The organism is Pirellulales bacterium (genome assembly GCA_036267355.1).
Lineage (GTDB): Bacteria > Planctomycetota > Planctomycetia > Pirellulales > DATAWG01 > DATAWG01.
On the sequence record DATAWG010000065.1, the window covers coordinates 21,232 to 34,061 of the forward strand.

Sequence of the window (12,830 nt, forward strand, 5' to 3'; positions counted from 1 at the left end):
AATGGTCTGACGACCAAACCCGCCCGCGCGGCATCACCGCCGGCGGCACGATAAGGAAGGACACGGATGTTCAAGCACTGCTCGCGGCGGTTTTGCACCGGCCTACTGGCGATCTCGGCACTGACGTCGGCTTGGCTGACCGGGTTGGCCCAGGCGGCTGATCCCCCGCTGACTCCCCTTTCGCCCCCCGTGATTCACAAGGTCCAATCGGCCAACGATCGATTGGAGATGACCGTCAACTCCAGCCGATTGTTGACGCTCGACCAGAAGATTCCTCGCGCGCAGGTCAATAACAAGGACATCGCCGACCTCACGCCGCTTGCGCCAAATGTCATTCAGATCTTCGCCAAGAAAGCGGGCGTAACGCAGGTCAATCTGTGGGACGAACACGACCAGATCTTTTCCGTCGATGTGGTCGTGGTCGGCGATGCCCGCGAGTTGAGCCTGCTTCTGCAATCGCAGTTCCCGCACGCGGCAATTAAGGTCCAGCCCTCGGCGAACAGCGTCATCCTCTCGGGCTTCGTTCCCGAGCCGGAGCAGGTCACGCAAATCGTCAAGATCGCCGAGGACTACTATCCGAAGGTGATCAACGCGTTGCGCGTCGGCGGCGTGCAGGAGATCATGCTGCACGTCAAAGTGTTTGAAGTGTCGCGAACGAAATTACGGAACCTCGGGTTCGACTTTACCCATTCCAACGGAGGCAGTTTCTTCGGCTCCAGCATCAGCGGCCTGCTCGATGCGGGCAAGGAGACAACCGGGAGCGCGATCACCAGCGGCGCCGCGAACGATCTGGCCGGCGACACGATGCGATTTGGCATTGTCAGCGGGTCGGGCAATACGGCGTTTTTCGGCTTCATCGACGCCATGCGAAAATATAGCTTGGCGAAGGTGATCGCCGAACCGACGCTCGTGACCATGAGCGGCCGGCCGGCGAAGTTCAACGACGGCGGCGAAATCCCGATCCTCGAGCCGGGTGGTCTTGGAACCACGACCATCGATTGGAAGAACTTCGGCACGGAAATCGATTTCGTCCCGATCGTTTATGGCAATGGAGGATTGCGACTCGAAGTGAAGCCGCGGGTCACTCAGCTCGACTACAGCATCGGCGTCACCATCCCTGGATCGACATCGGTCACTCCCGGCTTGGACGTGCGCGAAGTCGACACCGGCGTCGAGATGAGGCCGGGCCAAACGCTCGCAATCGCCGGGCTGCTTTATAAGGAAGTGGATTACACGAATACGGGCATTCCGGTGCTGGCCGACCTACCGTGGTTCGGCGCCGCGTTTCGCAGCACCAGCGAACAGGTGAACGAGAAAGAACTGTTGATTCTCGTGACGCCCGAATTGGTGGACGCGATGAACCCAGGCGAAGTGCCGCCCTGCGAGCCGGGTAGCTGCAGCGTCAGCCCGAACGATGCGCAGTTTTATGGCCGCGGGTATCCGGAGGTGCCGGCTTGCGGACCGTGCGGAGCCAACTGGTGTGGCTCGGCGGCGTGTGCGCCAAACGGGGTTGAAGGGGTGATCCCTCCGCCCGGAAAGCCCATCACCCCGGCGCCGGCCTACGACGGTCCTCGATCGTCGTCCGACACCGGCTCGGTTCCGTTGGACCCGAATCAGCCGATTCTCTTCACGCCGTCCAGTCCGTCCAATCGCGCCAACCCGCAAAATGGTCCGGCAGGAAGCGCCGCGTCTCGCGGCGAGCAAGCGCCGGGATTCGTTGGTCCGATCGGTTATGACGTACTTAATTGAAGACCGAAGCACGACAGCGAACCTGCAGTGGAACTTGCCGGCGGCGACAATTCATGTTCGACCTCCGGCGCTAAGCTATGGTTGTAGGACTCGCCGCGGGTTGCCGGGCTGGCTAGCGCTGTTTGCCCGGCAATCGCCAGTCCGCGAAAATTCGGCCCACGATCGAATCCGACGGAACGATTCGGCGGCTCATTTCGCAAACGCGAATCGCCACCGGTGCAATCCAACATGAGCAACGTCCTAAGACTAGCGATCGTCGATCCCAGCGACTCCTCTCGGGAGTCGCTGAAGGCGATCTTGTTGGGACTGGAGATGGTCTGGCTCGAGGCCGAGTGCTCGCGTTACGAATTCTTTGCCGATGTCGTAGCCCAAACGCATCCGGATATCGGCTTGGTGGTGCTCGACAACGATCCAGATAAAGCACTTTCGCTGGTCAGCCAGCTTTCGGAAGCTTCGCCGCAATGCAGTGTGCTGGTCGTCAGCGGCTCGAGCGATGGCGGATTGATCTTGCGAGCGATGCGTGCCGGGGCGAAAGAATTCCTTCCCAAGCCGGTTCGGATCGAGGATTTGGTCTCGGCGCTCGAGCGGATTCGCGAGCGGCGATTTGGCCGCGGCGACGTTCGCACGCGAGGCAGCACAGTAATTGCCGTTGCAGGCGCGGCGGGTGGCGTCGGCACGACAAGTCTGGCGGTGAATCTCGGCTGTGCGTTGGCACGGGATCCGCAGTATTCGGTCGCGCTCGTGGACCTCGATCTCAGCCTCGGCGATGCCGACGTGTTTCTCGACACGATCCCCGATTACACGCTGGTGGATGTGGCGCAGAACGTCACGCGCCTCGATTTCACGTTGCTCAAACGATCGCTGACGAAACACTCTTCGGGCCTGTTTCTCTTGCCGCGGCCGGTTCAACTGGAAGACGCGAAGCTCGTCACGCCCGACGACCTGCAGCGCGTCATCGGGCTGTTGAAGGCCACATTCACGCATTTGATCCTCGATCTGTCGAAGTCGTATAGCCCGCTCGACATGGTCGCGATGCAAACGGCGAATCACGTGCTTCTCACGACGCAACTCGATTTACCCTGCCTGCGCAACGTCGTGCGGTTAATGATGTCGTTCGGCGAAATCGAAGGGCTGAAAGACAAGATCAAAATCATCGTCAACCGGGCGGGGCTCGATTCGGGCCAAATCAGCCTCAAGAAAGCCCAGGAAACCATCGGCCGCGATATCTTCTGGCAATTGCCGAACGAATACCGGACGATGGTCGAGGTGCGCAACAACGGTGTGCCGCTCATCGAGCAGGCGCCGAAGGCCGCCATCACGCAATCGATCGTCGAGCTAGCCGAGGCAATCATCGGCGATGCCAAGCAGCCTGCGGCCGCCGAAACGGCCGGAAAATCCGGCACATCCCGATGGCTCAGCTTCTTCGGCGGCAAGCCAAAGAGCTGATCGGACCAGCGAAATCATGTGCCGGCTAAAAAATCGCTCCGATTGCAACGCCCGCTTCGCATTCGAACACTAGCCCGAAGCGTTAGCGAGGGATGCGCCGCCAAAAGACGTCGCATCCATTCTTCGTCCTCACTCCGCTAATTTGTTCGGTGCACTCGGGTGCCACTACTGATGGGCAACCCGGTAGCGCGAAGCACCGACCGTTACCGCGGCAATTGGCTCGGTGCCCCCATCTCAAACCCATAAGCTATGGTTCTTCGGGGCGAGGTTTGCCGACATGCGGGCCCAAACCGCGCGATCTCCGCTCGACAATTCACCGAATCGATTATCAGGACGGACGCCGCTATGCCACCACTGAAACCACTTCCGACTGGCCGGCCGACCGAGAAGTCGCAAAATTCTGATTTCGAAGCGCTGAAGCGCCGCATTCACACCAAGCTGGTCGACAAACTCGATCTGACCCGCGTCGGCGAGTTGGAAGGGGATGTGCTGCGCCGCGAGATTCGGCTGGTCGTCGAACATCTCTGCGACACCGAAGACACGCTGCTCAACCGCGCCGAACGTGAACGACTCGTCGAAGAAGTGCTTGACGAGACGTTCGGCCTGGGACCACTCGAACTGCTGCTCAAAGACCCGACGATCAGCGATATCTTGATCAACGGTCCGAAAAACATCTATGTCGAACGCCGCGGCAAGTTGGAAAAGACGACGGTTCAGTTCCGCGATAACAACCATTTGATGCAGATCATCGACCGGATCGTGTCGAAGGTAGGTCGCCGCGTGGACGAAGTGTGCCCGATGGTCGATGCCCGGCTTTCCGACGGCTCTCGTGTGAACGCGATCATTCCGCCCTTGGCGCTCGATGGGGCTTGCGTTTCGATCCGCCGTTTCGGCTCCAATCCGCTCAAGCTCGAAGATCTGTTGAACTACAAGGCCTTCACGCCCGAGATGGTGATGCTGTTGGAAGGGGCGATCAAGGCGCGGCTGAACATCGTCATCTCCGGTGGCACCGGCTCCGGCAAGACGACGCTGCTCAACACGCTGTCGAGCTTCATTCCCAATACCGACCGTATCGTGACGATCGAAGACGCAGCCGAATTGCAATTGCAGCAAGACCACGTCGTGCGGCTGGAAACGCGTCCGCCGAATATCGAGGGCAAGGGAGCCATCACGGCGACCGATCTCGTGAAAAACGCGCTGCGCATGCGGCCCGAACGAGTGATCATCGGCGAGTGCCGCGGCGCCGAGACGCTGGATATGTTGCAGGCCATGAACACGGGCCACGAAGGCTCCATGACCACGCTCCACGCCAACACGCCGCGCGACGCCATCGCCCGAATGGAAACGATGATCACGATGTCGGGCTTCGAATTGCCGCTCAAAGCGATGCGCCAGCAAATCGCGAGCGCCGTCGATCTCGTCGTGCAGGCCAATCGCCTCCAAGGCGGGCCGCGCAAGATCACGCACATCACCGAGGTGGTCGGCATGGAGCAAGACACGATCGTCATGCAAGACGTTTACCACTACCACCAGGAAGGCATCAACGAAGCCGGCCGCGCCTATGGCCGGTTTGAATCGACGGGTATTCGCCCGACGTTTATGGATCGGCTCGAGCAGGCGGGCGTGCGATTGCCGGCAAGTGCGTTCCGGCAGCGCGTGATGTTGGTCGACTAGCAGCCCTTTGAAGTATTGCCAACGAGTGATTGCTTGTGTGTGCCACTGGCTCTGCCGGTGTCCGAAATGGTCGGTATTTTCCTGCATTGGCGGAGCCAGTGGCACACGAAGACGCTCGTTCGAGTTTGAGAAGAAGATTCATCGTTCACTGTCTGAAATCTGCTCAATGCCGGTCATGTCATGAATCCGCTGTTGATAACGATCGCCGTGTTTGTCGCCGTGAGCTTGCTCGTGGCGATCGTCGCGATGTGGTTCCACGGCGGGGTCGAAACCAAAGTGGAAGATCGGTTGGCGCAGTTGACGGGCGCCAAGGTGGCCGGCGGCGGCAAGGATGGCTTGCTGAAAGAAAGTGGCGTGCTCACCCAGCCGCTCGATGCCACGCAAGGAATGTTGGAAGAATTTCTGGCGCGTTTCCGCGGCTTCAGCCTGTGGTTCGAGCAGGCGAATGTGACGATTACGGCATCGCGGTTCTTCGGGATTTGCGGCGCTTTGGCTGCGGTGGCCGTTGTCGGCGGGTTCGTCATGCGGTTGAATCCCGCCGTGTTGCCGCTGCTGGGATTGGGGGCCGGGATGATGCCGCTCATGTGGCTGAAATTTCGGCGCTCGAGGCGATTCAGCAAATTTGCCAAGCAATTGCCCGACTCGCTGGAATTGATCTCGCGTGCGTTGCGGGCCGGACACAGCTTGCAGGCTGGCTTCCACCTTGTGGCGGAAGAGACGAGCGATCCGATCGCCACCGAGTTTCGCCGTGTGTATGAGGAGCAGAACCTTGGCATCCCGCTCGACGAAGCCTTGCGCAACATGAACGAGCGCATGCCGAACGTCGATTTGCGGTTTTTCGTGACCGCCGTGATCTTGCAGCGGCAAACGGGCGGCGACTTGGCCCAAATCCTCGACAAGATCGGGCAACTGATCCGCCAGCGTTTCGAAATCTTTGGCCAGGTGCAGGCGCTGACGGGCGAGGGCCGGCTGAGCGGCATCGTGCTGTTGGCATTGCCGCCGGCTCTGTTTTTAGCCGTTTACAACTTGAATCCCGACTACGTCATGCCGCTCTTCACCGACCCGCTCGGCAAGCAAATGATGGCCGGCGGCGTGTTGTTGCAACTGTTCGGTGCGCTGGTGATCCGAAAAATCGTCAATATCGAGGTCTGAGCCGTGCTGGCCGCTAGCTTTCTCACATTCGACCGAGTTCTGCCGATCGCCGTCTTCGGGGCATTTGCTCTGGGGGCTTGGTGGCTCATGGAGATGCTCTCGGGCCGCAAGAGCCGGGCCGCCGATCGGCTCGACGAGTTAAGCAATCCGAACGCCCGGCGTCGCGAAGATACGCTCAAGACCAAGAAACCCGACGCGATGTCGAAGATGCTGGAGATGGCCACTCCCGCATTGTCAAAGCCTTTGCAGCCAAAGACCGAGCTCGAGCAAGGCCAACTCAAAGCCAAGTTGGCATCGGCCGGCTTTCGTAGCGACTCCGCCACCGGCTCGTTTCTCGGCCTGAAGCTGATTGGCTTGGTTGTCGGGCTGATGATCTTCGGCAGCGGAATGCTGGTTTTCTCGGGCATGAGCCAGAAGACACTGATCTACACGGTCTTTGGGGCCGGCTCGCTGTTCTACATGCCCGATTTCGTGGTTTGGATCATTTCGCGAAAACGGAAGAAGCGGATCTTCCTCACGCTCCCGGATGCCCTCGACTTGATGGTGGTGTGCGTCGAGGCGGGACTCGGCTTGGACCAAGCCATGCGCAAAGTGAGCGAAGAAATGAAACGCAGCGCCCGGGTGCTGTGCGAGGAATTCAGCCTGAGCAATTTTCAACTTCAGATGGGGCGCCCGAAGGCCGAGGTGCTCCACGAATTGGGGGCTCGAACCGGAGTCGAAGACCTGCGAAGCCTCGCGGCGATTTTGATTCAAGCCGACAAATTCGGTTCGAGCGTGGCCCAAGCACTCCGCGTGCAAAGCGATTCGATGCGCACGCGCCGCCGGCAGCTCGCCGAGGAAAAGGCGGCCAAAACGGCCGTGAAGCTGATCTTCCCGCTGGTGATCTTCATCTTCCCCGGTATTTTCGTAGTGCTCGTCGGCCCGGCCGCAATCACGATGATCCGCGAAATGTTCCCGGCCATGAACGGGCATTAGAGTCCGTGGTTGGCGTCGCGCGTGGCGCTGGCCAGCGCAGTCGGCCGGTGCAGGCCTGCGACTTGGCTTTGAGGCTTGCAAGATTCGACGCGACGACGTTCGGCCAACGGCGGCGTCGGATAGTGGATTGCAGGATCTAGCGGCGATCACACTGGCCGACTTCGCTGGCCAGTGGCACACAGCGGGTGGCACACAGCCAGTGGCACACAGCCAGTGGCACACAGCCAGTGGCACACAGCCAGTGGCACACAGCCAGTGGCACACAGCGGGTGGCACACAGCGGGTGGCACACCCAAAGATGCCACAACTTTCCGAATCCTGTCGAGAAGTCGTACTGTAGGAAATCAACAGTGCATTCGCAGGCGGGAAAGTCGCCGCATCTTAACGCCGTCGATGAGCCCAACCGATTGGATCAAGTCAATCTAAAGGGGATGGAGCGAATACGCGAGGCGGTGCTGCAATACCGTAGGGCGCAGCGGCCAATTTCCGATGATGGACAGTGAAGGCGCCGTGCCGCTGCGAAAAAACGCCGCACGTCGAGCCAATCGGTCCTTTGTTTCGGAGTCTTGCGCATGCTACGGATTGGCTTTGGTCTGGCTCTTGGGTTGGCCTTGCTAGCGACAGCATCCAATGCTCGTGCCAACGATTGGGACGATTTTTGGGATAGCGTGCACGTCGATTGGCATCGCAACAACGAATGGCCTCACCCGTTTACGGAAATCGATCGAGCGGCCACGATGGCTCCGTTTGCGGTGCAGATCGCCAACGGTTGGCAGCGCGAAAATCTGCTGGGCGAAGAGTATTTCAATGAAAATACGAAAATCCTCACCGCCGCCGGCCGCAATCGCATCCGCACGATCCTCGTGCAGAGCCCGCCGGAGCATCGGGTGATTTTCGTCGAACGCGATCTAAGCGACGAAGTGACCGCCAAACGGCTCGATTCGGCTCAGCAAGCCGTGGCGGCACTGCTGCCGCAAGGCTCGCTGCCCGATGTGCTAGTTTCAAACATGATGCCCGCTTCTCGCTCGGCGGAAGAGGTGAACTCGGAACTGAAAAGCTATATCAATTCGACTCCAACGGCCCGACTGACCGGCGGCGGGGCCAAGAGCGGCGGAGCGTCGTCGGGCGCCGGCGGCGGCGCGCCGGGCGGTGCGGCGAATTAATCGCGTTGGCCGGTGGCGTGGCGAGAATGCTTATCCAGATGCTGACACGATTGGCATGACCGCAGGGTTTGCGAGCGTTCGCCAAATGCCCGGTTCTACTTCAGTGAACCGCCGCCCTACGCCGATCATTGGAACGGGATAATCTGTCGTGCTCTCGGAGTGGGAAGATCGAGGCCAGCGAGGAATCGCGGCCGGAGCAGCGACGAACAAGGAGGTGTCGGGTGCGAAAGGAGTCGCTGGGGTGGGGCTTCGTGGCTTTGATGGCGTTGCTAGCGGCCAACGGCTGCAAGTCGACGTCGTCGAACGCCCCGACCGCCGCCAATAACAATCCCGTGAACGGCTCGGGCACGCGCTCCGCACTCGTCTCGGCGGGCAACGATCCGACCTCGCTCAACACCAAGACGCCGCCCCCAGGCCCCGACCTGTACGTATCCACCGCCCGGGTCTACGAAGGAACGCAAAACATCGAGGCGGCAAAGGCCCAATACGAGCGAGCCCTGAAAATCGATCCGGCCTATCTCCCGGCTCTGCTCGGCTATGCCCATCTGCTCGATACGCAAAAGGAATTCACCGAAGCCGACACATATTACAAGCTCGCGGTGAAGAAGCATCCCGAGGTGGCCGCCGTCTTCAACGACTGGGGAATGTCGCAGCAGCGCCGCGGACACTTGGAAGAATCGGCGAAGCTGTTGACGAAAGCCACAAGGCTTCAGCCGGAAAAGGCGCTCTATCGCAACAATTTGGCGATGGTACTGGTCGTGACGCACCGGCCGCAAGAAGCCTACCGGCAGTTGGCGGCGATTGAAGCGCCGCCGGTGGCGCATTTCAATGTGGCGGCGCTATTGCACCGCGCCGGCGACGACCACCTGGCGGCATATCACTTTGCCGAAGCTTCGAAGGAAGATCCAAAGTGGGAGCAAGCTCGGGAATGGGCCGAGCGACTCGGCGGGCCAGCAGCGCCGGTTGCGAACAATGCAATTGTGGTGTCGAGCGGACCGCGACTTCCGCCCCCCGATCCGCAACCCGACCCGGCGGCAGGGCAATATTTGGTGGCCCAACGAACTCCGATCGTCAATCAGGCCAACGCGCCTTCGCCGGGCCCGGCTCAGCCGTACATGCCAACCCAGCCGCCGGTGCCATCGCCAGAGCCGGCGATCAGCCCTTCGCCGAGCTACAGTGCTATCGACAATGGTTCGGCGCAAAACGGGGCGATCATCGTGAATCCAACGGCTGCAGAAAGTTCGCCGGCATACGGAGCGGTCACGCCGGGCCCTGTGACGCCGACGAGCGGAATCTCTTATCCGGCGCAATACACTTCCGCGTCGCCCGCAGTGAACGGCCCTCCGACCGGCGAATCGATTGAGGCCATGCCGCCGTTGCCGCCAAGCGCCGCGCCGGCCGGCGAATCGCAACGCGGCTTGGTGCCGTTGCCGCCGGTGCGATAACCGCCGCGGCGGCCTGTCGCCCGGAGTTGCCGACGACGAATCAGGCTTCGCCCGAGGGCTGAAGCCGTTTGAGCATCTTATCCAGATCGGCTTGCAAGCCCTTGAATCGCTTGATCGAGTCCGGCCCGTCCAGCTTCGGATTCGGAATCAATTCCGATTTGAGAATCTTCTGGGCATCCTGAATTTTCTTAACGGCATCCCCCTTCTTGCCGGGATTCAACGCCAGTTTGTTGGCCTCCATGAAGTAGCTGAAGGCGGCGTTGTAGACGGAATCGTAGTAGATCGCAGCGCCTGCCTTGCCTGGTTGATGCTGCAATCGCCGGCGGATTTCCGTCCACTTTTGCACGGCCGTATCATAACGAGCGGGGTCTTTCTGACCCCATTCTTGCCAGAGCTTCGCCTCGACCACCATGAAATCAAGGTTGTTCGGCCTTTCCTTGCGAAGCTTTGCGATTTCGGCGGTCGCTTCGTCGAGTTTGCCCCGCTTTCCCAGCAGATCGACCAATTGACCGCGAACCCACAGAAACGACGGCGCCGCTTCTTGCTTGAAATCCGGATCGGAATCGGCCCGCGCTAGCAAGGCCTTGTATTGCTTTTCGGCATCGTCGTAGTCGTCGACATCGCTGTAGAGCGTGCCTAGATAAATCATGCTCTTTGCGCCGAGCTCCTTGCGGCTGGCGAGCTTGCCGACCATCGTGCCGAGCATGTCTTTGATGGCCGAAATCCGATTGCGCAGGGCTTCGGTTTCGGCGGGCGAAGCGTCGGCCAACTTGTCGAGCTTTTCGCGCAATTCCTTCAACTCGATGTCCAAGCGGCGCACGAAATCGACCAGCACGACATTCACTTCGCGCCTATCCGGCCCAAGGTCGATCAGCACATTGCCGGCCTTTCCGGCTTTTTGAAAGTCGTCCATGGCCATGTAGGCCCGGACGGCTGAGCTGAAGATTTTCAGCATCGTTTCGTCGAGCCCCGCGCTTCCCTTCGCGGCGTACGCCGAGTCGATCAACGGCTGCAACACCTTGACCGCTTCGGCGTATTCCTTGCCTTCCATGTGTACCTGGCCGAGCAGCAATTCGGATTTGATCAGATCGGAAGGAATCGGGTCGTTCGGTTTGAGCAGCGAAAGTTGCTCCTTGACGCTTTCGGTGAGGGCTTTGATCGCGTCGAGGCGATACTTCTCCGTGAGCTGCGGATTCTGTTTGTCGGCGGGCTTTTTCAGTTCGGTTTGGAACTGCTCGACCCCCAATTCGCCCAAGAGCCGCATGGCCTCGGGGTATTTTTCGGATTTCGGAGTGATCGATTGAAATGTGGTGATCGCCTCGGCTACGTTGCCGTCCAACCATTTTGCCTTGCCGAGCGAGAGCCGGGCCTCGTCGGCCTCGGGACTGTTGGGGAACGACGCCGTGATGAAATCCGTCAGATCCTGAAATTGCTTGTATGCCGCGGTCTTTGCCTCGGCCGCCGATTTCTTTGCCGCCGCTGTTCGTGCCTGCTGCTCGTCGTTGCGAGTTTTTCCGTACAAAACAGCAGCGCAATAGTCGGCCATCGAAGCGGCTTGCGGCGCGATCACCGATGTCTTGCTTTCCTGAGCCACCTTCTGTGCTGCTTCGAGCCACGCCTGATACTTCTCTGGCTTGAAGGGCTCGCGGCTCTTGATGAAATCCTCTCGGATCGGCTGCAGCCGGCACTCGGCCAGCCAGTCTTGGATTTGGCCCTGCAGCGCCTTGATCTCCGGCTCCTTGCGCTTGGTGTCTTTTTTCAGCAGATCGAGCGCCGTTTGCAGCAGCGCTTCGGCCTTTTCCCAATCCTTGTCTTTGAAGGCCAGCTTGAAAAACTCCAGCGCATCGTCGACATTCGTCGGGTTCACGCCGCGGGCGAACTTCAGCCGTTTTTGCGCAGCCGCGTCTTGAAATTCGCTGCGGACCGTCGACACGTCTTTCAACAGCGCCAGCGCTTCCTTGATTTCCGCAGCCTTATCCTTGGTGTTCGTTTCCTTTTCCGAAGTGGTCAGCAGCCAGTTCGCGAGATCGAACGAAGCCGCTTCGTAGCCCCATTCGCCGAAGAAAAGCTTTTTGTAGACGGGGTTGTTGATGAACTCCTCGGCCTCCTCCTGGTATTCCTTTTGGCTCTTCGGATTTCTGACGAGCAACTGCAATGCGAAATATTTCGCCCGGGCGAGAACGGGCTCCAAGCCATTCTTCTCCACGGAGCTGGGAAGTGCGGGCCTGCCCGTGTTCGCGTCCTTCGTGTCGGGAAAATTCTCGAGCACTTCGTCGTAGATGTCTTTGGCTTGATCCGACGCGCCCAATTCGTCGACCGCCTTTCCATACCAAGTGTGGGCATTGAGGGCGCCGATGAATCCCGAGCGGCCCAATTGCGAAATCGGGTCGTCGCCGCGATGAAGTTGATAATAGGCGTCGAGCGATTTGGCCGACGTGCTCAGCGCCAGTTTCCGCTCGGCCGCCTGCTTCGAAGTGGGCGACGGGTCGAACGTTTGGGCGCGATAGTAATCGACGATCGCAAGCTCGCCTGAAGTGCGGATCAGATCGAAATCGAGATCGACGCGCTTGGCCTCTTGCTCCTTCTCCTTATGCGTCATGAAGGCGCGATCTTTGAGGACCACCTGACGATTCAGGATCCTCGTCGGACGCGGACCGAGCGCTTTCAACTGTTCGAGCAATTTCTCGACCGATGGTTGAAGGATCGCTTTGACCTGGGCAAGTTCGTTGCGGGCCTGCAGGAGAGCGGCCTCTCGCTCGGCCTTGTCGCTGTTGTTACGCGCGGCTGCGATTGTCTCCTGCGCGTGGTCGAACAGCATCTCCGCCGAGGTGATCTGAGCTTGCAGCGCCTCGGGATGGTTCGGATTGTTCTTGACGAACTCGTCGAGATATTTTTGCGATCGAGACAGCAGAGCGCCGCGCTGGCTCGGATCGGGCGGATTCTGGGCCTCGGCGCGAAGCGCTTTGGACATTTCCAGATCGAACACTTCGTGCAACGCCGGCGACAGCGTGCCAGTCTTTTCCATGGTTTCGAGGTAGTTCACTGCAACGTCGCCGTAAACGTCGCCGTGTCCGCGGCTCGGACTTTCCAAGGCGTGCAGATAGGCCAGATCGCGGTCCAAAGCAAATGCCCGCGCGGCGGGGATCGCAACAACGGCACAAAAAAACACCGCCACCGAAAGCCTTAGGCTCGGCCGAAAAATAATTTCTCCGCAGCCCCCTCTCCC

General features: G+C 59.9%; 8 protein-coding genes. 7 read left to right on the forward strand and 1 reads right to left on the reverse strand.

Features of this window, described 5'->3' with window-relative positions:
* Positions 1–66 precede the first annotated feature (66 nt).
* From VHX65_10030 to VHX65_10060, 7 genes are all read left to right on the forward strand, one after another.
* On the forward strand, positions 67–1,749 hold the full coding sequence (locus VHX65_10030; GenBank protein ID HEX3998877.1) for a pilus assembly protein N-terminal domain-containing protein: 1,683 nt from the start codon (positions 67–69) through the stop codon (positions 1,747–1,749).
* Between the two features lie 228 nt (positions 1,750–1,977).
* The gene (locus VHX65_10035; GenBank protein HEX3998878.1) at positions 1,978–3,195 is read left to right on the forward strand and encodes a response regulator; all 1,218 of its coding nucleotides are present in this window, start codon (positions 1,978–1,980) and stop codon (positions 3,193–3,195) included.
* A 345-nt stretch (positions 3,196–3,540) separates the two neighbouring features.
* Positions 3,541–4,869 carry a CpaF family protein gene (locus VHX65_10040; GenBank protein ID HEX3998879.1) on the forward strand — a complete coding sequence of 443 codons (1,329 nt, stop codon included), beginning with the start codon at positions 3,541–3,543 and terminating at the stop codon, positions 4,867–4,869.
* 180 nt (positions 4,870–5,049) lie between these two features.
* Positions 5,050–6,021 (forward strand): type II secretion system F family protein, encoded by a 972-nt coding sequence (locus VHX65_10045; protein HEX3998880.1) that lies wholly within the window; start codon positions 5,050–5,052, stop codon positions 6,019–6,021.
* A gap of 3 nt (positions 6,022–6,024) precedes the next feature.
* The gene (locus VHX65_10050; GenBank protein HEX3998881.1) at positions 6,025–6,996 is read left to right on the forward strand and encodes a type II secretion system F family protein; all 972 of its coding nucleotides are present in this window, start codon (positions 6,025–6,027) and stop codon (positions 6,994–6,996) included.
* A gap of 572 nt (positions 6,997–7,568) precedes the next feature.
* Positions 7,569–8,159, forward strand: coding sequence for a hypothetical protein (locus VHX65_10055; protein HEX3998882.1), 591 nt, complete (start codon positions 7,569–7,571; stop codon positions 8,157–8,159).
* 221 nt (positions 8,160–8,380) lie between these two features.
* A complete protein-coding gene (locus tag VHX65_10060) occupies positions 8,381–9,604 on the forward strand; it encodes a tetratricopeptide repeat protein (protein ID HEX3998883.1) in 1,224 nt (407 codons plus the stop codon).
* 40 nt (positions 9,605–9,644) lie between these two features.
* On the opposite strand, the gene VHX65_10065 is transcribed toward VHX65_10060, so the two are convergent.
* Positions 9,645–12,773 (reverse strand): tetratricopeptide repeat protein, encoded by a 3,129-nt coding sequence (locus tag VHX65_10065; GenBank protein ID HEX3998884.1) that lies wholly within the window; start codon positions 12,771–12,773, stop codon positions 9,645–9,647.
* Positions 12,774–12,830: the final 57 nt, after the last annotated feature.

Bases quoted from the DNA above. Each gene is read 5' to 3' on its own strand.
- VHX65_10040 (HEX3998879.1), top strand. From the start codon at position 3,541: ATGCCACCACTGAAACCACTTCCGACTGGCCGGCCGACCGAGAAGTCG.
- VHX65_10055 (HEX3998882.1), top strand. From the start codon at position 7,569: ATGCTACGGATTGGCTTTGGTCTGGCTCTTGGGTTGGCCTTGCTAGCG.
- VHX65_10045 (HEX3998880.1), top strand. From the start codon at position 5,050: ATGAATCCGCTGTTGATAACGATCGCCGTGTTTGTCGCCGTGAGCTTG.
- VHX65_10035 (HEX3998878.1), top strand. From the start codon at position 1,978: ATGAGCAACGTCCTAAGACTAGCGATCGTCGATCCCAGCGACTCCTCT.
- VHX65_10030 (HEX3998877.1), top strand. From the start codon at position 67: ATGTTCAAGCACTGCTCGCGGCGGTTTTGCACCGGCCTACTGGCGATC.